Here is a 25,025-nt window from a genome sequence, read left to right on the forward strand (position 1 = left end):
TTTTAAACGGGCCTTTTTGCTTACTTCATTTCAGCGAATGTTTCTTTTGCAGCCTGAATCGTATATTCGATATCTTCATCAGAATGAGCAGATGAAATAAAGCCTGCTTCAAATGCCGACGGTGCCAAGTTTACACCACGCTTTAACATACCATGGAAGAACTTTTTGAAAGCTTCAATATCACATGCCAACATAGAGTCGAAGCTTGTAATGTCTTCTTGATCGGTAAAGTAAAGACCGAACATTGCACCAGCTTGCTGAGTTTTAAATGGAATACCTGCTTCATCAGCCGCTGCTTGTAAACCTGCAAGTAACTTTTCAAGTTGAGCAGATAAATTGCTGTAAAAGTCTGGTTGGCGAAGATGTTTGAACATCTCGATACCCGCACGCATAGCAAGTGGGTTTCCAGACAATGTACCTGCTTGGTATACGCCGCCTAAAGGCGCGATACACTCCATGATTTCGCGTTTACCGCCAAATGCACCTACCGGTAAGCCAGCACCAATAATTTTACCTAAGGTCGTTAAGTCTGGCTTAACATTATAAACTGATTGAGCGCCACCTAATGCAACACGGAAACCTGTCATCACTTCATCAATAATAAAGACAGATTTATATTCATCACACACATCACGAATGGCTTGTAAGAAACCGTCAATTGGTTTCACCATATTCATATTACCTGCGACAGGTTCAATGATTACACCCGCAATTTCATGACCAAACTTAGCAAAGCACTCTTTTAATGCAGCAATATCGTTGTAAGGCAGCGTTAAAGTGTGTTTAGCAAAGTCAACCGGAACACCTTTTGAAGTCGGTTCACCTTCACCTAAAGTGAGTAAGCCCGAACCTGCTTTTACTAACAGCGAGTCAGAATGCCCATGGTAGCAACCTTCAAACTTCACGATTTTGTCACGGCCAGTATAACCACGCGCTAAACGAATAGCCGTCATGGTCGCTTCTGTACCAGAGTTCGTCATACGTACCAATTCAATTGATGGCATGATTTCACAGATAATATCTGCCAACGTTGTTTCGTGTACGGTCGGTGCACCAAAACTTAAACCATCTTCTGCGGCTGTTTGTACTGCTTTAATAATTTCTGGATGAGCATGGCCCAAAATCATTGGTCCCCAAGAACCAACATAGTCAACATAACGCTTACCATCCACATCCCACAAATATGCACCTTTGGCTTTCTCGATGAAAACAGGTGTTCCTCCAACGCCATTAAAGGCACGTACCGGAGAGTTCACACCACCTGGAATGTGTTTGCTGGCTTGTTTAAATAACTGTTCTTGCTTTGGAGATAAACTCATGGAAATGCTCGTCTTAAATATCTAAAAAATAATTTTGAAAGCTTAAGAAAATAATTGTGCCCACGCGTGTACACGGGCAGGAATTTCAGCAGTTGATCGACCTAATATATCACTAATGACTGCACACAGGTCAGCCCCAGCCTCAATCACAGGTTTTGAGTTTTCAACAGTTAAACCGCCAATTGCACAAATCGGTAGGTCATATTGAGCTGCTGCCTGCTTAATCACTTCAATGCCCACATTACCTGCTTCAGGTTTTGTAGAGGTCGCATAGACAGCACCAAATGCAATATAAGTTGCACCATCTGCAATCGCCTTTTGGGCAAGCTCTAGAGAGTTCAAGCAAGTACGACCGATAATGACATTTTGTGGTAACTGAGATTTTGCATCGGTAATTTCACCGTCACTTTGCCCTAAATGTACACCTAAACCAAACTGAGCAGCCAGTTCTAGGTCATCATTAATCACAAAAGGAACTTGGTATTTTTCACATAAAAGTTTGATCTGTTCAACTTCAGCAGGTTGGTTAGTTTTTTCTATTTTTTTACGGCGGTACTGTAAAATTGCGACCTGTTTAGTTGCGAGCGCGACATCTAGTTTTTCTAATAATAATTGGATTGGGTCATCATTGGTAATCAGATATAAACCGCGCATACTCTACTCTTGCTTTAAAAAACTTCGCTAGTATAACGGATTTATAGGTCATCATAAGTACCGATTGATATGGGCTTACCAGTACCAATCGGTCTATTAAGAATAGAAATAAAAATTAACTCGGAATCTTATCGTGTTTGCGATCGGTCAAACTCAAACGACCACGTGCAACATCAGATAACATGCGCCAATCAGAAATAAAGCTATAGAAAGGTTGTTTAAAACTCGCAGGTTTATTTTTTTCAAACACAAAATGTCCAACCCAAGCGTTTGCGTAACCCGCTACCAAACCATAGAGTACATATTTGGCTTGTTTTTTACGAATGGCTTTAGAAAAAAAGTATATACCAATGCTACTACCCACCACATGTAAGCGTCTGCTCATTATGTTACGGTGTTCGGTTAAGTAAAAACGATAAAATTCCTGATAATTTTTAATTGGTAATTCAAACTCTGGCTGAGCTTCATGATTAAAGTTTATGGGTGCATTCACGATCATCTTCCTGATTTTTATTTGATCAAAACGTCACCTGATTGTACACCGAAATAAAAGCATAGCGTCATATGTTTGATTGTAACTTTCTCTATCAAAACCACTACTTTTAGTACTAAGCTATTATACTCATTCAAGATAGTTTAAATAACTGATTCAGGGAGATACGTTATGGTTGAAGTTGAGCTTAAGTTTCAGTTACCTGAATCGAAGAAAAAATCTGTTCAACAATACTTAAAAAAGCATAAAGCACAACAGATTCATCTACAGGCAAAATATTACGACACCCCCGATCGATTACTCGCAAAAAATGGCATGGCGCTACGTTTGCGTAAAGAAAATGATCTTTGGGTCCAAACATTTAAAGCTGCTGGTCAAAGCCATTTACACCGTGTTGAAGAAGAAGTTTTTTTAGGCAAATGTGACCAAGAACCTGATTTAAACCTTGAGTTATATCAAGACAATAAAGTAGTGACTGATTTACTTAATACAGCCCTAGGTAAAGAAGCTAAAAAATTAAGTTTGCAATTTGAAACGGATGTACAGCGTACTTATCATGTGTTTGAAGCAGACAATACAGCGATTGAAGTTTGCCTTGATGACGGTGTCGTAAAAACTGCAACCGCTCAAAGCATAATTTGCGAAGTTGAATTTGAACTTAAACAAGGCGCAGTTAAAACACTTATCCAGTTTGCACAGCAATGGATTAATCGTTATACCCTTTGGCTCGATGTAAGAAGTAAAGCCGAGCGTGGTAATTTATTAGCGCTGGGGCAAGCGGCTTCACCCGCTGTTCATGCCAAAGCACTAACATTAAATAAAGGTATTACTGCTGAACAGGCCCTCAAAAAGATTGTAGAAAACTGTTTAGGACAATTTTTACCAAATATGGCTGCAATTGCCGATGGCATTGCCGAAGCTGAACATATTCATCAGGCACGTGTAAGTTTGCGCCGTTTACGTAGCGCACTTAAACATTTTTCTAGCTGGTCAAATGAGGTCAATCCTCTTTGGGAAGAACAAATTGCCGAGCTTTTCCGCCAACTTGGAGACACTCGTGATGAAGATGCTATTCGCACCGAAGTGTTACCAATCATTAAGCAACACGGTTCACCTGAGCTTTTACTACCCGTTTCAGCACAGCCATTAAAAGAGCTCTCAATACTCTTTAGATCTTCGGACACGATTAAACTATTACTCGATTTATTAGCATTTGCGTATTCAGAAGAAGATTCAAAGAACAAAACAGGTGGGTTAAAAAAACATATTAAAAAGAGTTTAGATAAGCTACATCATAAAGTGATCAGCAATGCTGAACATTTCTCTGAGCTTGAAGTCACTGAACAACACAAAATACGCAAGACAGCTAAGCAGTTACGTTATTGTGTTGAGTTTATTTCAAGTCTTTATCCTGACAAAAAAGTACAGCAATATTTAAAACAGCTACAACCTGTACAAAACACCTTAGGTCAATATAACGATTTGTTTATTGCTGAAGGTATTTTCAATAAAATTGTCGAAAATGACTCGTCTTTCTGGTTTGCACTAGGATGGGTAAAAGCCAAACAGCCTCACTTACAAAAGCGGTCCGCCAAAGCTTTACAAACTTTTAGTCAGGCTGAAACGTTCTGGTAATTTATAAAAAGTCGCTGTAAACGTGCAGCGACTTTTTATCTATACTTACCAAATACTTTCCATACACCGTTATCTGCTAACGGGTCATTATAGCTATCACTACGTTGCTTTCTTGGCTTATCACGGGCATCAACCAATTTAAAATGCGGCTCAACCCCTAACACAATACCATTGGTATAAAAACGTGAACGGGTATATTCACTTTGGCCATGTTGGAATACATAGGTTCTTAAATCGATAAACTCACGATGAGCCACCAGTGCAGCAGTATCGTCACTCTGCAACCATTCTTGCATCGTAAAAATCTGATCTGTTTCGAACTGCCCACATTTTTCAATTAAGCTTGCAACACCACGGAAAGTTTTAGACTCTTTCGCACGTGTTTTATTAATCCGAATTCGGTCTACGTGAAAAAAGAACAAGGGTAAATTTAAATGACTTGGCAAATGAATCGCATCTGGTAATTCATCTTCCATAAAGGGTTGAAAAAGTTCTTGTGCCCTTTCAATTAGGCCTTGCCATTGTTGGTAATAAATTTCGACTTCTTGTTGTAAACCATAATAGATTGGCAGCCCTTCCACATGTTCTAAATATTGAGGCGGGAAAATATGCTGTCGTAATAAAGCGATATCCGTTTTTAAACTTTGAATAGCAATTGCATCTTGCATATTAAACTTCCCGATACTTAGGCTATTTACAGACTAAGGCAAAGGTTTTGTTTCCGCAAGGCTTTGCCTATAATAAGCAACTCTATTTTTGCGGGAATAAGTCATGTCTCAAAAGATCAATGCAACAGATGTTACTGAAGAAGAAGCTTTAAATGCGGTTTTCTTTGAGCGTGCGGATGAATTTATCAAACAAGCGAATGATTTTTGTCGCCCGCCAAAAGGTGAAAAACCAGATCCAGCCGAGCTGCGTGGTCAAGTGAGTGCAGCAATGTTGTTTGCTAGCGCCCGTTTTAACACATGGGTAGCGGCAAATAACTTTAAAGATGGCAATGAAATGCGTGATGCTAAAGATCAGGTCATGTCTTATCTTGTGCAACAATTTCAAATGATGCTTGAAGATAATTTCGATGAATATTGTGAACAGTTCGAAAATTATTTACGTTTCCGTAAAAATGAAGATTTTCACGCGCATAAACATGATCATTAATATGATTTAAATACCCAAATAAAAAGCCACAATTGAGTGGCTTTTTATTTAAAAGAAGACTTTATTTTTTTGCTGCCTGACCATATTGATCGGCCATAACCTCAACTAAATGTTCAGGTTTAATATACTTTTTAATTGCTGCATTTACATCAGCAACAGTCAGTTTAGTCAGATTTTGATCGTGTTTTACACGGTCTTGTAATGTTTTACCTGACTCAAGCTGGAGATTTAACATCCCATGAATATTACGTTCATCTTCTAATGCCGTAACACGTTTCTTCATGATATCTGCTTTTGCAGCTTCAAGCTCTTGCTCTGTCACACCATTTTTCAACAAGTCATTCAACACTTTATGTATTGATGCAGAAACCTGCGCTGAGCGGCCCGAAGTGTAATTTGCACTAATGCTTAAAGCACCTACGTTAGTATCACGATCAAGCTGTAACCCACTGCCAAAACCATACACTAATGCATTTTTCTCACGAAGCTCTTGGGCCAAACGTGATGAAATTTGAGACTCACCTAAAATATAGTTAAGTAAAATTAAAGCAGATGCATCAGGATGGTTTTTTCCGACTGGTAGAGCGAGCACACTTTGGTAGCTACCAAATTCGCGCTGCTCAGATAAAACATGAACTTGCTGAGCTGGAAAATCAACATGATCAATCAAGATTTTTTGATAAGGCTGTTTACCATTCCAACGACCAAATTCCTGATTAAGTAATTTCTGCATTTTTTTCGGATCAAACCCGCCCGTAATCGCAATCTGAGCGTGGTTCATAGCAAAGAAACGCTCGTACAACTCTTTCACTTGTTCTTGAGTAGCACTTTTCAATTGCTGCTTTGCCAACTCTGGTTCAAAGTGGTAACGCAAATCTCCCGGTTGATATTCTTCAAGTAAACGGGAAAGTGTTAAACCTGCTACAACATCCGGTTCAGTATACGGACGATCTAAACTAGATAAGCTCTGCGATTTAATCAAATCAAATTGAGATTGCTCAAATTTTGGATTTTTCATCACATCAAGAGCAAACTTAAAGAATTCATCAAATTTTTCTGATTTAGACTGAATATTAATGGTCATGCCATTACCATCAGCGCTCGCATAAGCGGCCCCTCCCGCATCAATCGACTTATCGGCAATATCCTGCAAGCTGTATTTATCAGAACCACGTAGTAATAAATATGAGGTTAAATCGACTACTGTACCTTTATTAAATAAAGATTTCTCTGTTCCGAAGTCCATCGTAATTGTGGCATAAGTACGATCATCGCGTGTTTCAACCGGGAATAAAGCATACTTCATTCCATTTTTCAGCTTTCCACGAATAATCTTTTTCTCATTGCTTTCAACATATTGCTTAGAAGTTTTTAAAAACTCAGCGACTTCTTGTTGATACGCCTTCGGATCTTTTAAAGGCTCAGCCTTTGCTTCCACCTGATCTAAGGTTTTAGGCGCATCTTTTGAGTTTTGTTGTTGAGCTTTCTTCTGGTCTTCAGGTGTTGGCAAAATATCACCGTCAATACGATGCTCAGCCACAAGGAAGTGTTTTAAAGTTTGATTTACTTCATCTAGCTTAACGTTTTTTACCGAATCCAGGTCCTTAAAATATTGATCCCATTGCCCACCAGCGACCGTGTAATCACTCAAACGTGAACCAAGTGCTACCGCATCTTTAGTGATTAAGTCGCCTTGAGTTTTCATTAAACTCTTAACACGATTTAATTCAACTTCAGTAAAAGGCTTACCTTTTTCAATACCCGCTAGCAAAGAGCTTTCAACTTTTTTAGGGTCATTACTTGGTGCATAAATAGCGCCTAGAAACACCACATTAAAATCTTGGTCTAACCACGTACTCGCATCAACATTTGTGGTAATACCAGTTTCAACCATGTTCTGATATAGATGACCACTTGGTTGCATGGTATATAACAAAGGAGCTAAAGCGAGTGTCGGCTGAATTTTGGTGTTTTTACCATTCATATAGATATGGAATTTAGCGAGATCACTGCCCTTTTTCACCACAAACTCACGATTTTTTATTTTTGTAGAGTCGAGTAAAGGAATCTGTATAGCCTTCGGAACTTCTCGTGCCGCAATTGGACTAAAATATTGATCAATTGTTTTTAAGACATCTGTTTTATCAAACTTACCGGAAACAACCATGACTGCATTATTCGGTGCATACCAGCTACGATAAAAACGGTCTAGCTCAGGCATTTTAATAGATTTAAGCTCAGGCAAATCACCAATCGGTAAACGACCTAAATATTGATTGCCATAAGCTGATTTCCACATTTGGTCCATTAAAACAGCAAAAGGCTGATCCATACGAACTTCACGTTCGCGTTTTACGATTTCAATTTCAGAAGGAACAAATTTTTCTTGTAGAACCAATTTATCCATACGCTCAGATTCAAGATACAACACTTCATTTAGTGCAGTCTTTTCCGGACGAACGATATTGGTATATTTGGTCGAGTAATAATCCGTACTCGCATTCGTCATTAACGTATATTGATCTAAACGGCGCTGGAATTCTTCCCCTTTAACATTCTTTGTCCCCTTAAAAGCCAAGTGTTCAAGTAAATGAGCTAAACCGCTTTTGCCTTGCGGATCATTTAATGAACCTGTTAAATAAATGGTATTAATAAAGATTTTATTTTCTTTGTCATTCGGTGCAAGTACAATCCGAAAACCATTATCTAATTTATATTCCTCAATATTTTGCTTGCTTTTTACTAGTGTGGTTTGTGCCCAAGACGCAGCACTTAAACTAAGAATACATAGGGAGAGAGTCAGTTGTTTAAACTGCATAAACATATAAATACCAATTAATTTGAATAATAAAAAATCAATAGTTGTGGGACTATAGTAGGAAATTTAAGCTGACTTTCATAGTAAAGTTTTGAAAAAAAGCCGTTTATTTAAACGGCCTTATATTTTAAAGAAAAATTTCAGCTTGCATATAAAGTTTCCCATATCCTGAAATTTCAATACGTTCTTCAGACAGAATATTGCAATATAAAATGCCTCCGCGGCTAGAAGCCTGATAAGCCACAATATTATTTTTCCCAAGCTTTTCTGCCCATAACGGCGCTATTGCGGTATGAATTGAACCTGTTACGGGGTCTTCATCAATACCCGCGACAGGTGCAAAATAGCGAGAGACGCAATCATATTGCTGTTCGGCTTTTGATGTTATTGCAACATCCATATCATTTGCTGTAACAGCAGTACGTAACTTACCTAATTTTTTTAGCAAATTCATGTCTGGTTTTTCATCCAATACATCTTGAACTGACTCATATTCAATGACGTAGGCATAAGGATTTTGATAAACCGCTTTAAAAGGTTTGCTTAAAGCTTGACGTAAAATAGCCGGATAATCTTCAACTTGATGAGCTTTACAAATTGGAAAATTCATTCTAATTTTGCCGTCTTCATCTTGATGAACTATAAAAAGCCCTAAGTTTCGTACATGAAAATTAATCGTCTTTTTCTTAGTAAAATCTTTAAATATTACAAAAGCACTAGCAAGAGTGGCATGCCCACAAAAATCAGCTTCAACTGTTGGAGTAAACCAACGGATTTCATAATTTTCAGAGTCTATGATTTTGACAAAAGCAGTTTCAGACAAGTTATTTTCAAATGCTATCTTCTGCATTAAATCTGCATCTAGCCATTCTTTTTCAACAACCACAGCAGCCGGATTTCCACGAAATAACTCTTTTGTAAAAGCATCGACTTGATACATTTTCATGATATTCAACTCTTTTAAATTAACTCATTGTCTTCAATTTTTTTAAATATAAACAGACACAGATTTTTAAAAATTAGCATTACAGCCATTATTCACACATAAAAAAACGACCCAATCCAATAAGATTGAGTCGTCTCTTACAGTTTATTAATGATGTGTTAATTCAACTTCATCTTCACTGTTTAATATTTCTTTATCTGTCTGGCCCATAAATTGACTGGTAACAACACCCGCAGTCATTGAACCATTTACGTTTAATGCAGTACGTCCCATATCAATTAATGGTTCAATTGAAATAAGAAGCGCAACCAAAGTTACAGGTAAACCCATTGCAGGAAGTACGATCAGTGCAGCAAAAGTCGCACCGCCACCTACTCCAGCAACACCAATTGAACTTAAAGTCACAATACCGACTAACGATGCAATCCACATTGGATCTAGCGTGTTAATTCCCATCGTTGGTGCAACCATTACCGCTAGCATTGCTGGATATAAACCAGCACAACCATTTTGGCCAATTGTCGCACCAAATGAAGCAGAGAAACTTGCAATAGATTCAGGAATACCTAAACGACGAGTTTGTGCTTCGATACTCAGTGGAATGCTTGCAGCGCTTGAACGGCTGGTAAATGCAAACGTTAAAACTGGAGCAACTTTCTTAAAGAATTTAAGTGGCGAAACACCAGTAAGCGTCAAAATAATGGCATGTACGACAAACATAATCGCCAAGCCTAAATAAGACGCCACCAAGAAACCGCCTAAATTTAAGATATCTGCTACGTTAGAACTTGCCACAACTTTGGTCATGAGTGCAAAAACACCATAAGGTGTAAGCGTCATCACTAAACGAACAAGCTTCATTACCCAAGACTGTAAAGTCTGGATTGCAGTTAAAATACGCTGACCTTTTTCTTCATCATCTTTCATTAAGTTTAGCGCTGCTATACCTAAGAATACGGCAAAGATAACCACACTAATAATTGAAGTTGGGTTTGCACCAGTTAATTCAGCAAATGGATTACTTGGAATAAAGGAAAGAATAAATTGCGGCACACTTAAATCGGTAACTTTGCCTACATAATCTGTATTAATGGCAGTTAAGCGCGCAGTTTCAGCAGCACCTTGCACCAAGCCTTTTGCCGTTAAGCCAAACAGGTTAGTAACAAATACCCCTACGAGTGCCGCAATCAGCGTTGTAAATAGTAAAGTACCAATCGTGTAAAAACTGATTTTGCCTAAAGACGATGCTTGGTGTAATTTTGCAACCGCTCCCAAAATAGACACAAATACCAAAGGCATGACGACCATTTGTAAAAGTTTTACATAGCCATTTCCAACGATATTAAACCAGCTAATAGATTCAGCAAGAATCGGATGGCCACCGCCATAAATCAAATGTAGTCCTAAACCAAACACCACACCTAGAATTAAGCCAGCCAGAACTTTTTTCGATAAGCTCCAGTCCGTTTTACGTGTTTGGGCGAGTAAAAATATTAACCCGACAAAAACCACAATATTGATGATTAAGGGTATATTCATTCCCAAACTCCAAATTATTGCTTGTGTCATCTTTCAAGGGGGCATATTTGACCATAGCCGGCCTATATAAACTACCCTTTTCAACAGTTTTATAGCATCAAGATGATTACAAACCTGCGTGAGAATATAAAATGACTTTTAAATACATATATATCACTTTTAATTTATAAATTACGTAAGATATTTATGTATAAAAATCAGCCTCCACCTAAGCAACCTTTAATTGAAATTGTTGCTCAATAAAATAAATAAATTGCTTTAAATTGGTTCCCCATGTTTCTGGTAACTGGGCAACTAAATATGTAGTGAAAAAAGCAGATTCCGTATTTAGGCCAAAACAATTGACGGACACTTTATCTGCAACTTTTGCCAGATAAGACTTAGGTAATAAAGCAAAACCAACACCCAATTCTACACAACTCACAATACCGTCCAGACTTCCCATTTCCATAATTTGCGAAGGTGGAATACTAAAGTCATTCAAGAAAAGCTCTATGGCATGTCGATATGAGCAACCTTGCCGAAATGCAATAAACCTTGTTTTTGCAAGAGTTTCTATGTCTGGAAAGCTCTCTTGTTGCTTAGGGCAAACCAGAACCAGCTCTTCATGCCACACTGGAAAACTATATAACTCAGGAATGGAATGTTTAGATGCTACAAAAGCACAGTCCAATTCACCCTGATGTACAGCATTTAACAAATAACGTGTCGGATGAGTTTGGAGCTCAATAGGTAAAGTAGGATATTGCTGCATACATTGATTGAGTAACTGTGGCAAACGTATCGCAGCAGTGGTCTCCATACTTCCAAGTCGGATTGATTCAGCAGGATCAATTCCACCTTCTTGAAAGATTTTTTTAGCTTTATGGTGTAGTGCAAGCATTTGAACGGCATAACTATGTAGCTGTTGTCCTGCATTGGTTAGCGTCACTGGGTTATGGCGATTTAATAAAATCACCCCCAACTCTTCTTCAAGTTTTTTTATATGGCTCGTGATATTCGATTGAACGGTATACATTTTTTGTGCAGCCAATGAAAAACTTCCACTCTCTGCGACCGCCAAGAAAAACTCTAGTGACTTTAATAACATTACACTATCTCAAAACAAGATAACTATCATCTTATTAAATCATTTTTAATGATGATAAAACTAGCTTTTAATAATAAAAAAATTGAGAGCCTTCTCATGTCTACGTTTTATCGAATGAGCTTACTTGTCTTTTTGGCAACTTGTTTGGGTATTGGAGTGTTCAGATTTTCCTATACTGCGCTCATGCCCATCATGATTGAGCAATATCACTGGACCCATGATTTTGCCAGCTTCTTAGGAAGTGCAAATTTATTGGGATATCTCATTGGTGCTTTATTGGCGTTATTGGGTATTAAAGAAAAGTACATCCCATCCATGATCGTACTCTCAACTATTGCCGGTAGCCTCAGCCTACTATGCTGCTCATTCATGGATATGCCTCTGGCATGGTTCATTTTCTGGCGTACGGTTTCTGGTATTGCTGGCGGCTTACTTATGATTTTAGCTCCGAGCTTTGCCATGAAATACATTCCTACCACGCAAAGATTAAAAGTTAATTTTTTAGGATTTAGCGGGATTGGCGTGGGTGTGTTATCTGCCACCATTATTATTCCTGTACTTAAAAATATACCTGTGCATTATGTTTGGGATATTTTTGCAGGCATCTCCATATTAGGAAGCGTACTGCTTTATCAATTATTAAGTCGTAATACTGCTCAGGTGATTAAGCCACATTCTACCAACCTGCAAGCCTCACAGAAATCACGTTTAGGTCTTGTCATTATTATTGCCTATATGTGCAGTGCCTTTGCTTATATTCCTCACTCTCTATTCTGGATGGATTATTTATCTGGAACTTTGCATTTTTCCTTAGAGCAAAGGAATTTATTTTGGGTTCTCTATGGTGCAGGAAGCTGCATTGGTGCATTTGTCGCTTATTGCTTAAGCAGAATAATAGGATATTTACACACCATTAAATGGTTATATGCCATTTACTGTCTGGCTGTTGTTTTACCTTTCTTTTCCCAGTCCACTTCTTTGCTCGCTTTATCTTCCCTTCTTACAGGATTACTGACTCCCGCAACGGTATTTATTAGCTCTTATAGTCTGCTACAGATTTATGAACAACGTTATCAAAAGCTATGGAGTCTGGCCACGATTGGGTTTGCTAGCACTCAGCTTTTAGGTGGTGTCGTCATTAGTACTTTGCATCATTTGCATTGGTCTTATGCACATCTCTTTCTTTTGGGTGGAATCGTTCTACTCTTTGCAGTTTGCCTTTTACTTCCTGTACGTCCTACTTACATCTCAACTCTCGGAGAAACCGAATCATGAAATCTCTGTTCTTCCCCCTATTTTTAATTGCCTTTGTTCTTTTTATTCAGGCCATAGATCAGAGTTATCAAAAGAAAGTCGGCATCACGAAGACCACAAAACACCCTGAATTTTTGCAATAAAAAAAGCCCTCAACCGAGGGCTTTTTTATAGAAGATTACTCTCCCATGTGCTTAATAATCGCATCACCAAATTCAGAACAACGTAACAAGGTTGCACCCGGCATTAAACGCTCAAAATCGTAAGTTACGGTTTTAGCGGCAATCGCTCCAGAAATTCCTTTAATGATCAGATCAGCAGCTTCTGTCCAGCCCATATCACGTAACATCATTTCCGCAGACAAAATGATAGAACCTGGGTTTACTTTATCTTGACCAGCATATTTAGGCGCAGTGCCGTGAGTTGCTTCATAAACTGCAATTGCACCACCAATATTTGCACCCGGTGCAATACCGATGCCGCCTACTTCTGCTGCGAGCGCATCAGAAATATAGTCGCCATTTAAATTAAGCGTTGCAATAACAGAGTAATCAGCTGGGCGCATTAAAATTTGTTGTAAGAAAGCATCTGCAATCACATCTTTAATGATGATGTCTTTACCAGTTCTTGGGTTTTTAATTTTAACCCATGGGCCGCCATCAATCAGTTCTCCACCAAAACGATCTAGAGCCAGCTCATAGCCCCACTCTTTGAACGCCCCTTCGGTGTATTTCATGATATTACCCTTGTGAACAAGCGTCACCGAAGGTTTATCATTTTCGATTGCAAACTGAATGGCTTTGCGTACTAAACGCTGTGAACCTTCTTTCGATACAGGTTTAATTCCAATACCACAGCCTTCTGGGAAACGGATTTTTGTCACACCCATTTCTTCTTGAAGGAATCTAATGACTTTCTTAGCCTCTTCTGAATCAGCTTTCCATTCAATCCCTGCATAGATATCTTCCGAATTTTCACGGAAAATGACCATGTCTGTTAATTCAGGATGTTGAACTGGTGAAGGTACGCCTTCAAACCAACGCACTGGGCGTACACAAACATATAAATCTAATTCTTGGCGTAAGGCAACATTCAATGAACGGATACCGCCGCCAACGGGCGTGGTTAAAGGACCTTTAATTGAGACAACAAACTCACGAAGTGCTTCAAAAGTTTCTTCCGGCATATAGCTGCCATAAATTTTATTGGCTTTTTCACCGCAATACACTTCCATCCATTCGATTGAGCGCTTGCCGCCGTAAGCTTTTAAAATAGCAGCATCTACGACTGCTTTCATGGTTGGTGTAATATCCACACCAATACCATCACCTTCAATGAAAGGAATAATTGGATGATTTGGTACATTCAGTGACAGGTCTGCATTTACTTTAATTTTGTCGCCATCTGCAGGAACCACGATCTTCTGATAACCCATTATGTGAATTCTCCCTTTTATAATACTTAATTAACTAAAAATAATTATCGATACACAATACTTTCAACTCTTCTTAACGCATAATAGCTTAATTGAAATTAATCATTTTTGGGATTTATATGAGAAATAATAAGATTTCTCACTTAAATAAACCTCAATGTTTTCTCTAGTTATTTGAAAGAAGAAGTCATTTTTTATGAAAATTGTCATTCTCAACAAACCATATGACGTTCTCTCCCAGTTTCGTAAAGACGAAGCGCATATGACCGTCTCTGACTTTGTTGATGACCCGACTTTGCGTTTGGCAGGCCGTCTTGATATGGACTCTGAGGGTTTAGTTTTTTTAACTGATCATGGTGGTCTGAATCAGTTCATTACTAACCCTGCAAATAAAAAATACAAAACGTATTTAGTTCAAGTTGATGGCGATGTAACTGAAGAAGCGCTTGAGCAGCTTCGTAAAGGTGTAGAACTTAACGATGGTATGACGCTTCCTGCTACAGCCATTAAAGTAAGTGAACCTGAATGGTTATGGGAACGTAACCCGCCTGTACGTTTTCGTGCAAATATTCCAACATCTTGGATCGAAATTTCAATTTGCGAAGGCCGTAACCGTCAAGTTCGTCGTATGACTTCTGCGGTAGGTTTTCCAACTTTACGTTTAATTCGTACTAAAATTGGTTCAATTGATTTAGTTCAACTCGGTTTAAAACCTGGTGATGTTAAAGAAATTGAGCCTTTGCTTTACCCTGACTTTAAAGATGTTCCAGCTGAAGAACCTTATCGTTCACGTTCATATGTGAAAAAACCAGGTGGTACTGGCGGTAAACCAATGGTTCGTAAGAATAAAGACGGTTCTACGAAAAAGTCTGGTACGAAACGTATTTGGCAAATGGATGAAGGTGAAAAACCTCGTCGTAAAACCAATGGTACAACTCGTCCAAATGCTAAAGCACCACGTGGTCGTGGCCGTAATAGTCGATAAGATTTAAACTTTTAAAAGCTCACATCAGTGGGCTTTTTTAATGCCTGTTATTTTTCTAAAAATAAAAGGCCGGTGCATATGCACCGGCCTTTAAGCTATTTACTAACGAATTAGTAATTAAGCCTCAACAGTTGCAAGAGCTGCATTAAATGTAGCACTTGGACGCATTACAGCATCTACTTTTGCTTTATCAATTGCATAGTAACCACCGATGTCAGCTGGTTTACCTTGCACTTGAGCAAGTTCAGCAACAATCTTCGGTTCTTCTTCAGCTAAAGTTTTTGCAAGAGGAGCAAATTTAGCTTTCAACTCAGCATCTTCGTCCTGTGCAGCAAGCGCTTGAGCCCAGTAAAGTGATAAGTAGAAATGGCTACCACGGTTGTCAATCTCACCCGTACGGCGTGATGGTGACTTACCATTGTCAAGTAACTTGTCAGTCGCTTCATCAAGAGTCTTCGCAAGTAACTTAGCACGAGCATTATTTTCTTTAATACCCATCTCTTCTAAAGACGCTGCTAAAGCAAGGAACTCACCAAGCGAATCCCAACGCAAGTGGTTTTCTTCAACAAGTTGCTGTACGTGTTTTGGCGCTGAACCACCCGCACCAGTTTCGTACATACCACCACCCGCCATAAGCGGAACGATAGACAACATTTTCGCAGAAGTACCAAGTTCCATAATTGGGAACAAATCAGTTAAGTAGTCACGTAAGATGTTACCAGTCACAGAAATAGTATCTAGACCACGTACTACACGCTCAAGTGTGTAACGCATTGCACGAACTTGAGACATGATCTCAATATCCAAGCCATTCGTGTCATGATCTTTTAAGTACTTTTGTACTTTCTTGATCAATTCATTTTCGTGTGGACGGTACGGGTCAAGCCAGAAGATCGCAGGCATGCCTGAGTTACGTGCACGAGTTACTGCAAGTTTTACCCAGTCACGAATCGGAGCATCTTTAACCTGACACATACGCCAGATATCGCCTTCTTCAACATTTTGAGTCAATAACACTTCACCAGTGTCAAGATCGGTAATGTTTGCAATACCAGCTTCTGAAATTTCAAAAGTCTTGTCGTGAGAACCGTATTCTTCAGCTTTTTGAGCCATCAAACCAACGTTCGGTACAGTACCCATAGTCTTCGGATCGAAGTTACCATGCCACTTACAGAAGTTGATCATTTCTTGGTAAATACGAGCAAATGTTGATTCAGGCATAACAGCTTTAGCATCATATTGCTTACCATCAGCACCCCACATTTTACCACCAGCACGGATCATAGCTGGCATAGAAGCATCAACGATGATGTCGTTTGGTGAGTGGAAGTTTGTGATGCCTTTTGCCGAGTCAACCATTGCAAGTGCAGGACGGTGTTCTTGGCAAGCATGTAAATCTTCAATGATTTCTTCACGTAATGATGTTGGAAGAGTTTCGATTTTCTCGTATAACCCAGCCATACCGTTATTGACGTTAATACCTAATTCGTCAAATAACTTACCGTGTTTTTCGAAAGCTTCTTTGTAATAGATTTTCACACAGTGACCAAAAACGATCGGGTGTGAAACTTTCATCATTGTCGCTTTTACGTGTAGCGAGAACAAAATACCTGCTTCTTTACAATCATCAAGTTCTTTTTCATAGAAATCACAAAGTGCTTTCTTGCTCATGAACATTGAATCAATGATTTCGCCGTCTTGTAGCGCAACTTTTGGCTTAAGAACAATGCTTTTACCACTGTTCGTGATAAGTTCCATTTTCACATTACGTGCGCGATCAAGTGTCATTGATTTTTCACCATGGTAGAAGTCACCTTCTTCCATATGCGAAACATGAGTTTGTGACCACTGTTTCCACTCGCTCATTGAATGAGGGTGTTTTTTTGCGTAATTTTTAACTGCTGCTGGAGCACGACGGTCAGAGTTACCTTCACGAAGGACAGGGTTTACTGCTGAACCAAGACACTTGCCATAACGAGCTTTGATTGATTTTTCTTCTTCGTTTGTAGGATTTTCCGGATAATCAGGAATTGCATAACCTTTTGATTGAAGCTCTTTGATACATGCAGTTAATTGCGCAACAGACGCACTGATATTCGGGAGTTTGATAATATTAGTATCTGGATCTTGTGTAAGACGACCTAGCTCTGCAAGGTTGTCAGTTACCTTTTGCTCTTCACTTAGGTATTCAGCGAATTCTGCGAGCACACGTGCAGCTACAGAGATGTCACTTTTAATAATCTCGATGCCAGCTGGCTTAGTAAAGGTCTCAATGATCGGCAGTAGCGAATAGGTCGCCAATAGTGGCGCCTCGTCAGTCAGTGTGTAAATAATAGTTGACTTTTCACCAGCCATATATAGCCCCTTCCGTTTGATTGAGTGTTGAGGACCGAGCTTTTGGCCCAGTGCCTACGAACCGATATGCTTAAATAAAACCCTGAGAGTATCGGCTCTCATTGCCTTCCAGTCAACGAAATATCCAGTGATAACGACATTTCGTAGCGAAATAATACATAATTCAAATATATAGATAATTTTCTGATATCTAAGTCATTGTAATACGCACATTCAGATCACTTTTCAGGCATTAAACATGATTAACTTACATGAGATATCTTTCAGTGTTCTGACAATTATTATACTTTTCATTCAAAATAAACTCAAAGGTAAAACGGATTTCACCATTAGGACGTACTTAAAAGTAAAAACCGATGTGCAAAACATCGGTTTTTTATAAACTATTTAGCTTTAATCTATACTTTTAACCATTTTTCAGTTTTAGCTTGATCTTCAACGACAAGTTCAACTTCGGTTAAATCAGATGTAGCGCAATCGACTGCAAAAGATATTAACTCATCACGACGGAAAGCAAATACAGTATAAGAGCCACCCTGTTTCGCATACTTCTCGATAAGCTTAGTGGATGCTTTTAAACCATCAATTGCAATAATCACATCATTGGCAGAAATACCTGCTTTTGCTCCAGCGCTCTCACGGCGAGCACTTTGCACGAGTACGCCTTCTGGCTTATCGACAAGTTTCAAGCCTAATGGCAAAGATTTGTCAGTTTTAACTCTATAGCTTAAGCCAAATTCAGGAAGCAACTGATCAAGTGGTAATTCATCAGTCGTGTTAATCAAATGATTAATCTGTTCAATCCAGTTATCACCCGTCAGTTCTTTACATAAATCAAAAATGGTTCGCTCATTTACTTGCATACCATTTTGAGTATTTTCATATAACCGACGCATTAAAGCATCAAGACTAGAACCACGTAGACGTAAACCTAAATCTAGGCACAATGCAACCAAAGCACCTTTATTGTAATAACTTGTACCCGCATTATTTGAGTTTTCATCTTGACGATAAAATTTGATCCAAGCATCAAAACTTGATTCGGCAACTGTTTGAACAAAACGGCCTGGGTTTTGTAAATAGCGATCAATTTGTGCTTTGAGTAAATCAAGATAAGACTTCTGAGAAATTACACCACTACGCAATAAAATTAGGTCATCGTAATATGAAGTAAAACCTTCAAATATCCATAATAAAGAAGTGTAGCCTTCTTGGTGCAAATTATAATTTGCAAAGTTTTCAGGACGGATAAACTTTACTAACCATGAATGAAAATATTCATGACTACATAAGCCTAAAAAGCGTTGATAATCTTTAGAAGGTTCAGTTGGTTCATTCGATTTTGGCAAATCGTCGCGTGGTGTAATCAGACTTGTACTATTGCAATGTTCTAATCCACCATAACTATTCCCTGTTGCCATCGTCATAAAGGTATAGTTTTTAAATGGCGCTGAACCAAACATATTTATTTCAGCTGCACAAATCTTTTCAATATCGGCTTTTAAGCGATCAATATTGGCATTATGTGGACCAGAAATTACAAACTCATGTTCAATACCATGTGTTTCGAAGTCAAAGCGCGTTTGATCAGCCAGTTCAAATGGACTATCAATCAATTGATCATAATGATCGGCTTTTAAAGTAAAGCGCCCTTTGACTAAACTTTTTGAAGCTAAGCCAGTTGCTAACTGAAAATGCTTTAATTCATCTGGCAAGAAAACTTCAACTTCACAAGCAGACTGTTCTTGACCTTCCAAAGCTAAACATACACACGCTGGATTAATATATAGACGCGTCTGGTCTACATATGCGCCACGTACAGACAAATCATATGCATAGACATCATATTCAATCGTCATTAATTCGTGATCTGTATTAAATAAACGCCAGCGATTCTTGCTCGTTTTTTTAATGTCCAGCATACGTCCAGCTTCATCATAAGCTTTAACGGATTCAATATGTTTTGAGAACTCTCGAATTAGATAACTACCCGGAATCCACGTTGGTAGCCAAAGTTCCTGATTCGGATTGGCTAAAAAACGAATTGTTACGTGAACAAGGTGTTGTTTGTAATCATCGAACTCAATTTGATAATGCAACATAAATTCTTCAATTTAAAAATAAGAACGGCTTCACATTAGATTATCACTTTTTTGTATCGTCTTGCGTAGATGTATTTTTTGGCAACAATTTCCACTAGCCTTCAATTAAAAAAAGGCATAGCATGCTGTGCATCTGTGTCCCGTATTTGCCAGTAAAAGTTAAGGTCATCCGTGAAATTTTTTCTATCTCTTTTTACCCTCTTTAGTATTTTCTGCACTACCCTAACCAATGCTGCGTTACTCAATATTGCACCTGAAAGTGTTGAAGCCGCCGCATGGACTATTGTAGATACTCAATCGGGTCAAATTATTGCCGAGCATAATAGCCATGTGCAGCGCGCACCAGCATCTTTAACCAAAATGATGGTTGCTTATATTGCTTTAAAAGAGATTAAAGCTGGAAAGCTGAAAAAAGAAGAAATCATTACTGCAACACCGGTAGTAAGTGTCGTGCAGTGGGATGAATCACAAATGTATCTTAAAGCTGGTGAACAAATTTCAGTTGATCAACTATTGGCAGGTTTAATTGTTATGTCTGCGAATGATGCAGCCGTGACTTTAGCTGAAAAAATTTCTGGTGATGTTCCTCACTTTGTACAACGTATGAATCAGGAAGCTCAAGCTTTGGGTATGAAAGATACTCATTTTAGTAATCCTCCCGGAATTACGATGCCTGATCATTACACTACGGCTCATGATTTAAGCTTATTAGGTCAGGCTTTAATTAAACAAACTCCTGAATATTTACATTATTCAAAAATGCCAAGCTTTAGCTACAACCAACGCTTCCATCATGCAACAAACCTTACACTGAAATATGACCCATCTGTTGACGGTCTAAAAACTGGTTACACTAAAGCCGCTGGTTATAATTTGGCTTTAACAGCTTCACGTCCTTCATTCTCATCTGACTTAGCTCAAAGACGTTTATTGGTAATTGTTTTAGGTACACCAAGTGCGGTAAAACGAGCTGAGATTGCAGATAAATTAATGAATCTTGCTTATGCTTACACACGCGATGAAGTCATTATTCCTGAGCAGAAATTAATTGCCGAATTGCCTGTTGTAAAATCGACTTTAAAAATGTTTAAGGTCGCAACAAAGCAACCGACAATTGTAACGACATCTTTATATGCTGAACCTACCCCGATTGACTTAAATACTTTTGACAATGTGACTCAACGCATTCAAGTACTTGATAGCAATTTACAGCCAAAAGTGATTGCTCCACTCGAAAAGACTCAAACACATGTAAACATTGAACTAAATGAAAAACAATTAACTGCACCATTAATGAAAGTCATGAGTTTGGCAACAGTATCTATTTATCAAAACAACCAGCTGATCCGTAGTCTTCAAATTGAAGATAACGTACATATTGAAGAAGCCAATATTTTCCAAAGAATCATGATGTGGTTTTCTAGCCTCTTCTCTATTTTTTCATCGAGTGAACATAGTGCTGCAAAACTCTACCCTTTAGATTCGCACTAAAAACATCAAATTGTGCACAGATGCACAATAAATTTTATAAATAAAAGATGGCATAATTCAGCCATCTTTTTTTTATAGAAAAATAATTAGGTGATAAAAATGACCCAAAATTTACATCATATTGTAATTGTTGGTGGTGGTGCTGGAGGCTTAGAGCTTGCGACACAACTCGGTGAAACTTTTGGGAAAACTCATAAAGCGAAGATTACGTTAATTGACCAAAACCTGACGCATATCTGGAAACCTTTGCTTCATGAAATTGCTGCCGGATCTTTAAATCCACACGAAGAACAAACTAACTATTTTGCCCATGCAGAAAAGCATCACTATGAATTTGTACTAGGTACATTAGTTGGAGTTAATAAAGATAAAAAAATAATTGAGTTAATCCCCCCTCAAGTTTCTAAAGAGCAAAGCACTCATGTGCAACAACTGAGTTATGACACGCTTATTTTGGCGCTTGGTTCTGTGTCAAATGACTTTAATACAGCGGGCGTACGTGAAAACTGTCATTTCCTCGATAGTAGAAAACAAGCCGATATTTTCCAGCAAGATTTATTACATCTGTATATTGAAGCTCAAAATCAGCCAAATCAGCGGACTTTAAATATTGGAATCGTGGGTGCAGGTGCAACAGGTGTAGAACTTGCTGCCGAACTCATTGAAACGACTAAAAACTTTTATCGATATGGTTTAAAAAAGATTCACCCAAACCAAGTCAAAATTACATTGATTGAAGCATCCGAGCGTATCTTACCTGCTCTAAGTGAAAAAACGGCTGAGCATAGTGCAAAACAGCTCAAAAAAATGGGCATTGAAGTTTTAACCAAACATCGCGTTGAAAAAATTGATGAGCATTCCATCTATTTTAGTAATGGTGATCAATTAAAAAGTGATATTACCGTCTGGGCTGCTGGTGTAAAAGCACCTAAAGTTTTAGAAAGCTTTACTGATTTTGAACGCGATAATATTAACCGCCTGATGGTCTACGCAACATTACAAACCTATTCCGACCCAAATGTCTTTGCTTTTGGTGATTGTGCCCGTTGCCAACTTGATGCAAGACATCCTCCACTTGGACCACGTGCTCAAGTTGCAAGCCAACAAGCGAGCTTTTTAGTCGATGCTATGGCTGCTCGACTTAATGGCCGATCACAACCCATGTTTAGCTTTAACGACAAAGGTTCGCTTGTGTCTTTAAGCCGTAATAAAGCCGTTGGAGAATTACTTGGCGATGTAAGTGTGCAAGGATATATTGCCAAAACAATGTATGTATCTTTATATCGTTTACATCAAGCAACGATTCACGGGTACACACAGGCTGGACTACTCACAATGAAAGATTTACTTACAAGACGTGTACGTCCAAAAATTAAACTATATTGAGTTGAATTTTTTAAGTTCATCCCTATTTAGATAAAAACGCATTATATAAAAGTGTTAAAGATTCAAATTTTGTAGTCTACAAAATTTATTTTTCACTTTATGATGTACGCTTTAATTGATTGAATGGATCAAAAACATGACTGCTATTGCAAATAACCACGTGGTTTCATTCCACTACAAATTAACAAACGCTGAGGGTGAAACACTTGATCAATCTCAAGGTGAACCACTTGCCTATTTGCACGGCGCAGGCAATATCATTCCTGGTTTAGAAAATGCTCTAACAGGTAAAACTGTTGGTGAAAAATTTACTGTTAATGTACCAGCAGCTGAAGGTTATGGCGAATATAACCCAGACCTAGTTCAAGAAGTTCCAGCTCAAATGTTCCAAGGTGTTGAGAACATTCAACCTGGTATGCAATTCCAAGCGCAAACAGACGACGGCGTTCAGATCGTAACTGTTAAAGCGGTTGAAGGCGACAACATTGTTGTTGATGCTAACTTCCCACTTGCTGGTCAAGATTTAACTTTTGAAGTTGAAATCGTAGAAATCCGTGAAGCTTCTGAAGAAGAATTAGATCACGGTCACGTACACGGTGCAGGTGGTCATCACCACTAATTCATCTGTAAAGATGATAAAAGCAAAGCTTCGGCTTTGCTTTTTTTATGTCTTTATTTTTATATAATATCTTGATAACAAACCTCTAACTCACTCAACTTTATAAGGGTATCTTTCATGTCAAACGTAAATCAGCTTATTTGGTTTCGTCAGGATTTGAGAGTTCGGGATCATGCTGCATTATGGCATGCCTGCCAGCAAGGCCCTTCGATTGGGTTAATTATTTTATCGCCTGAGCAATGGAAAATACATCACGAGGCACCAATAAAAATTAATTTCTATTTACGCCAGCTTCAACAACTAAAAAAAGAATTAGAACAGCTTAATATTCCACTTATCATTCAAGTCATTCCCTACTGGAAAGATATTGCAGACTATATTTCTAAGCTCGCTCAACAACTGCATATCGAAAATGTATATTCAAATATAGAAGTAGGCGTGAATGAGTTGAAAAGAGATAAAACTGTACAACAAGCTTTAAATCAGCAGAGTAAAGAGCTTTTTTTATTTCATGATCGTACGATTTTCCCTTTACGTTCCATTCGCAATCAGTCACAGCAACCTTATCAAGTTTTCAGTGCATTCAAAAAAGCATGTTATTCAAAACTAGATATAAGTGGCTTGCCTCAGTGCTATCCAATTCCTGAGAAACAAAATGCCTATCCGCAGTCTTTTTCAAATATAAAAAGTTTAGATCTAGAAGATGTTGAAGCTTTTTTTGACTCATCAATTTCGAAAGAACAACAAGATTTATGGCCTACTGGAGAAGATTTTGCTCTGGAGCAGCTCGATTTCTTTATTGAGGATCATTTATCTCATTATAAATTAGAACGTGACTTTCCAAATGTAAAAGGAACTAGCCAACTTTCTCCATATTTAAATCTTGGAATTTTATCTATCCGTCAATGTTTACAAGCCCTTTTCCGAGCTGAACATGGCAACTTTCATCTGGCAAACGAAGGCCAACAAACATGGTTAGATGAATTACTTTGGCGCGAATTTTATCAACATATTTTATTTGATTTCCCACATGTTTCTAAGCACTTTCCTTTTAAGCAAAATACTCAAAATATTAAGTGGGAAAATAATCAAGAGCATTTGGTCGCATGGCAAAATGGCCAAACAGGTATACCGATTATTGATGCAGGCATGCGCCAGCTACAAAAAACAGGATGGATGCATAATCGAGTCCGCATGATTACCGCTATGTTTTTGTGTAAAAACCTACTCATCGATTGGCGAGTTGGTGAACAATGGTTTATGGAACACTTAATCGATGGTGATTTAGCTGCGAATAATGGTGGCTGGCAATGGTGTGCATCGACTGGAACTGATGCTGTACCGTATTTCCGAATTTTTAACCCTATTGCTCAATCTAAGAAATTTGACCCAAATGGAGACTATATTCGTCAATGGGTGAATGAATTAGCTCATCTAGACAATAAAATGATTCATGAACCCTACTCAACCAACACTCATCTTCAATTGAATTATCCAAAACCAATTGTTGATTTAAAAGAAACTCGTATAAAAGCAATTGAAACTTTCAAGAGTATTTAGATGCTAATTGAGTCTTTTATGTTTGCTTTTGATTAAAAGAAAATAAGAAATTTGACTATAATGTGACTTTAATCTAAAAATAATTCTAAAGGGATTTATAAAAGGAAAAACACAACAATAACTTAGGAATTCGTCACAGTTCATTATAAAAGTATAAAAATTAACATTACAAAAAAGGTGGCCAGAGCT

Annotated in this window: 20 protein-coding genes; 9 read left to right on the forward strand and 11 right to left on the reverse strand. The window is 38.2% G+C overall.

The features are described 5' to 3' along the window. Positions 1-20: 20 nt before the first annotated feature. The 3 genes from hemL to ASF86_RS09330 all read right to left on the reverse strand — a co-directional run bounded on the left by hemL (position 21) and on the right by ASF86_RS09330 (position 2,472). The gene (gene hemL / locus ASF86_RS09320) at positions 21-1,319 is read right to left on the reverse strand and encodes a glutamate-1-semialdehyde 2,1-aminomutase (RefSeq protein ID WP_004643606.1); all 1,299 of its coding nucleotides are present in this window, start codon (positions 1,317-1,319) and stop codon (positions 21-23) included. Positions 1,320-1,361: 42 nt separating this feature from the next. Beyond that, positions 1,362-1,973 carry a thiamine phosphate synthase gene (thiE, locus tag ASF86_RS09325; RefSeq protein WP_056481353.1) on the reverse strand — a complete coding sequence of 204 codons (612 nt, stop codon included), beginning with the start codon at positions 1,971-1,973 and terminating at the stop codon, positions 1,362-1,364. A gap of 115 nt (positions 1,974-2,088) precedes the next feature. Beyond that, positions 2,089-2,472 (reverse strand): DUF962 domain-containing protein, encoded by a 384-nt coding sequence (locus tag ASF86_RS09330; RefSeq protein WP_017390055.1) that lies wholly within the window; start codon positions 2,470-2,472, stop codon positions 2,089-2,091. Positions 2,473-2,637: 165 nt separating this feature from the next. Between ASF86_RS09330 and ASF86_RS09335 the strand changes: the two genes are divergently transcribed. Next, positions 2,638-4,101 (forward strand): CYTH and CHAD domain-containing protein, encoded by a 1,464-nt coding sequence (locus ASF86_RS09335; RefSeq protein WP_056481358.1) that lies wholly within the window; start codon positions 2,638-2,640, stop codon positions 4,099-4,101. 35 nt (positions 4,102-4,136) lie between these two features. Here the strand turns inward: ASF86_RS09335 and ASF86_RS09340 are convergent, their stop codons facing one another. Continuing rightward, complete coding sequence (locus ASF86_RS09340) at positions 4,137-4,769, reverse strand: hypothetical protein (RefSeq protein WP_003650404.1); 633 nt, start codon at positions 4,767-4,769, stop codon at positions 4,137-4,139. A gap of 103 nt (positions 4,770-4,872) precedes the next feature. Here ASF86_RS09340 and ASF86_RS09345 point away from each other — a divergent pair, with 103 nt between their 5' ends. Next, positions 4,873-5,256 (forward strand): DUF3144 domain-containing protein, encoded by a 384-nt coding sequence (locus ASF86_RS09345; RefSeq protein ID WP_003650402.1) that lies wholly within the window; start codon positions 4,873-4,875, stop codon positions 5,254-5,256. A gap of 61 nt (positions 5,257-5,317) precedes the next feature. On the opposite strand, the gene ASF86_RS09350 is transcribed toward ASF86_RS09345, so the two are convergent. The 4 genes from ASF86_RS09350 to ASF86_RS09365 all read right to left on the reverse strand — a co-directional run bounded on the left by ASF86_RS09350 (position 5,318) and on the right by ASF86_RS09365 (position 11,649). Beyond that, on the reverse strand, positions 5,318-8,080 hold the full coding sequence (locus ASF86_RS09350; RefSeq protein ID WP_056481360.1) for a M16 family metallopeptidase: 2,763 nt from the start codon (positions 8,078-8,080) through the stop codon (positions 5,318-5,320). Positions 8,081-8,201: 121 nt separating this feature from the next. Beyond that, complete coding sequence (locus ASF86_RS09355) at positions 8,202-9,020, reverse strand: PhzF family phenazine biosynthesis protein (protein WP_056481361.1); 819 nt, start codon at positions 9,018-9,020, stop codon at positions 8,202-8,204. A gap of 147 nt (positions 9,021-9,167) precedes the next feature. Further along, entirely contained in the window at positions 9,168-10,559 is a 1,392-nt protein-coding gene (locus ASF86_RS09360; RefSeq protein ID WP_056481362.1) for an L-cystine transporter, read from the reverse strand. 208 nt (positions 10,560-10,767) lie between these two features. Then, a complete protein-coding gene (locus ASF86_RS09365; protein ID WP_056481366.1) occupies positions 10,768-11,649 on the reverse strand; it encodes a LysR family transcriptional regulator in 882 nt (293 codons plus the stop codon). A gap of 48 nt (positions 11,650-11,697) precedes the next feature. Between ASF86_RS09365 and ASF86_RS09370 the strand changes: the two genes are divergently transcribed. After that, positions 11,698-12,924 (forward strand): YbfB/YjiJ family MFS transporter, encoded by a 1,227-nt coding sequence (locus ASF86_RS09370; protein ID WP_056481369.1) that lies wholly within the window; start codon positions 11,698-11,700, stop codon positions 12,922-12,924. Further along, complete coding sequence (locus ASF86_RS20065) at positions 12,921-13,046, forward strand: hypothetical protein (protein ID WP_081407592.1); 126 nt, start codon at positions 12,921-12,923, stop codon at positions 13,044-13,046. The genes ASF86_RS09370 and ASF86_RS20065 overlap by 4 nt, the downstream gene beginning before the upstream one ends. 35 nt (positions 13,047-13,081) lie before the next feature. Here the strand turns inward: ASF86_RS20065 and icd are convergent, their stop codons facing one another. Beyond that, positions 13,082-14,338: an NADP-dependent isocitrate dehydrogenase gene (icd, locus tag ASF86_RS09375; protein WP_003650391.1), complete on the reverse strand. Its 1,257-nt coding sequence runs from the start codon at positions 14,336-14,338 to the stop codon at positions 13,082-13,084. Between the two features lie 196 nt (positions 14,339-14,534). Between icd and ASF86_RS09380 the strand changes: the two genes are divergently transcribed. Continuing rightward, positions 14,535-15,323, forward strand: a complete 789-nt coding sequence (locus ASF86_RS09380) for an rRNA large subunit pseudouridine synthase E (RefSeq protein WP_005038961.1) — start codon at positions 14,535-14,537, stop codon at positions 15,321-15,323. Positions 15,324-15,440: 117 nt separating this feature from the next. Here ASF86_RS09380 and ASF86_RS09385 read toward each other — a convergent pair whose 3' ends face one another. Together ASF86_RS09385 and ASF86_RS09390 are read right to left on the reverse strand one after the other, a co-directional pair. Next, complete coding sequence (locus tag ASF86_RS09385) at positions 15,441-17,678, reverse strand: NADP-dependent isocitrate dehydrogenase (protein ID WP_005038959.1); 2,238 nt, start codon at positions 17,676-17,678, stop codon at positions 15,441-15,443. 398 nt (positions 17,679-18,076) lie between these two features. Further along, a complete protein-coding gene (locus tag ASF86_RS09390) occupies positions 18,077-19,780 on the reverse strand; it encodes a M61 family metallopeptidase (RefSeq protein WP_056481371.1) in 1,704 nt (567 codons plus the stop codon). A 171-nt stretch (positions 19,781-19,951) separates the two neighbouring features. Here ASF86_RS09390 and ASF86_RS09395 point away from each other — a divergent pair, with 171 nt between their 5' ends. From ASF86_RS09395 to ASF86_RS09410, 4 genes are all read left to right on the forward strand, one after another. Next, positions 19,952-21,271 (forward strand): D-alanyl-D-alanine carboxypeptidase PBP6B, encoded by a 1,320-nt coding sequence (locus ASF86_RS09395; RefSeq protein WP_056481374.1) that lies wholly within the window; start codon positions 19,952-19,954, stop codon positions 21,269-21,271. Between the two features lie 99 nt (positions 21,272-21,370). Continuing rightward, on the forward strand, positions 21,371-22,657 hold the full coding sequence (locus ASF86_RS09400; RefSeq protein ID WP_056481377.1) for an NAD(P)/FAD-dependent oxidoreductase: 1,287 nt from the start codon (positions 21,371-21,373) through the stop codon (positions 22,655-22,657). A gap of 136 nt (positions 22,658-22,793) precedes the next feature. Next, on the forward strand, positions 22,794-23,276 hold the full coding sequence (locus ASF86_RS09405; protein ID WP_003650377.1) for an FKBP-type peptidyl-prolyl cis-trans isomerase: 483 nt from the start codon (positions 22,794-22,796) through the stop codon (positions 23,274-23,276). A 117-nt stretch (positions 23,277-23,393) separates the two neighbouring features. Further along, positions 23,394-24,836, forward strand: a complete 1,443-nt coding sequence (locus tag ASF86_RS09410; RefSeq protein WP_056481380.1) for a cryptochrome/photolyase family protein — start codon at positions 23,394-23,396, stop codon at positions 24,834-24,836. Positions 24,837-25,025: the final 189 nt, after the last annotated feature.

The sequence above is a fragment of the Acinetobacter sp. Leaf130 genome (assembly GCF_001423205.1).
Taxonomy (GTDB): Bacteria; Pseudomonadota; Gammaproteobacteria; order Pseudomonadales; family Moraxellaceae; genus Acinetobacter; species Acinetobacter calcoaceticus.

Excerpts from the sequence above, each read along its gene's own strand:
- hemL (WP_004643606.1), bottom strand. The coding sequence starts at position 1,319 with ATGAGTTTATCTCCAAAGCAAGAACAGTTATTTAAACAAGCCAGCAAA.
- thiE (WP_056481353.1), bottom strand. The coding sequence starts at position 1,973 with ATGCGCGGTTTATATCTGATTACCAATGATGACCCAATCCAATTATTA.
- ASF86_RS09330 (WP_017390055.1), bottom strand. The coding sequence starts at position 2,472 with ATGATCGTGAATGCACCCATAAACTTTAATCATGAAGCTCAGCCAGAG.
- ASF86_RS09335 (WP_056481358.1), top strand. The coding sequence starts at position 2,638 with ATGGTTGAAGTTGAGCTTAAGTTTCAGTTACCTGAATCGAAGAAAAAA.
- ASF86_RS09340 (WP_003650404.1), bottom strand. The coding sequence starts at position 4,769 with ATGCAAGATGCAATTGCTATTCAAAGTTTAAAAACGGATATCGCTTTA.
- ASF86_RS09345 (WP_003650402.1), top strand. The coding sequence starts at position 4,873 with ATGTCTCAAAAGATCAATGCAACAGATGTTACTGAAGAAGAAGCTTTA.
- ASF86_RS09350 (WP_056481360.1), bottom strand. The coding sequence starts at position 8,080 with ATGTTTATGCAGTTTAAACAACTGACTCTCTCCCTATGTATTCTTAGT.
- ASF86_RS09355 (WP_056481361.1), bottom strand. The coding sequence starts at position 9,020 with ATGAAAATGTATCAAGTCGATGCTTTTACAAAAGAGTTATTTCGTGGA.
- ASF86_RS09360 (WP_056481362.1), bottom strand. The coding sequence starts at position 10,559 with ATGAATATACCCTTAATCATCAATATTGTGGTTTTTGTCGGGTTAATA.
- ASF86_RS09365 (WP_056481366.1), bottom strand. The coding sequence starts at position 11,649 with ATGTTATTAAAGTCACTAGAGTTTTTCTTGGCGGTCGCAGAGAGTGGA.
- ASF86_RS09370 (WP_056481369.1), top strand. The coding sequence starts at position 11,698 with ATGATGATAAAACTAGCTTTTAATAATAAAAAAATTGAGAGCCTTCTC.
- ASF86_RS20065 (WP_081407592.1), top strand. The coding sequence starts at position 12,921 with ATGAAATCTCTGTTCTTCCCCCTATTTTTAATTGCCTTTGTTCTTTTT.
- icd (WP_003650391.1), bottom strand. The coding sequence starts at position 14,338 with ATGGGTTATCAGAAGATCGTGGTTCCTGCAGATGGCGACAAAATTAAA.
- ASF86_RS09380 (WP_005038961.1), top strand. The coding sequence starts at position 14,535 with ATGAAAATTGTCATTCTCAACAAACCATATGACGTTCTCTCCCAGTTT.
- ASF86_RS09385 (WP_005038959.1), bottom strand. The coding sequence starts at position 17,678 with ATGGCTGGTGAAAAGTCAACTATTATTTACACACTGACTGACGAGGCG.
- ASF86_RS09390 (WP_056481371.1), bottom strand. The coding sequence starts at position 19,780 with ATGTTGCATTATCAAATTGAGTTCGATGATTACAAACAACACCTTGTT.
- ASF86_RS09400 (WP_056481377.1), top strand. The coding sequence starts at position 21,371 with ATGACCCAAAATTTACATCATATTGTAATTGTTGGTGGTGGTGCTGGA.
- ASF86_RS09405 (WP_003650377.1), top strand. The coding sequence starts at position 22,794 with ATGACTGCTATTGCAAATAACCACGTGGTTTCATTCCACTACAAATTA.
- ASF86_RS09410 (WP_056481380.1), top strand. The coding sequence starts at position 23,394 with ATGTCAAACGTAAATCAGCTTATTTGGTTTCGTCAGGATTTGAGAGTT.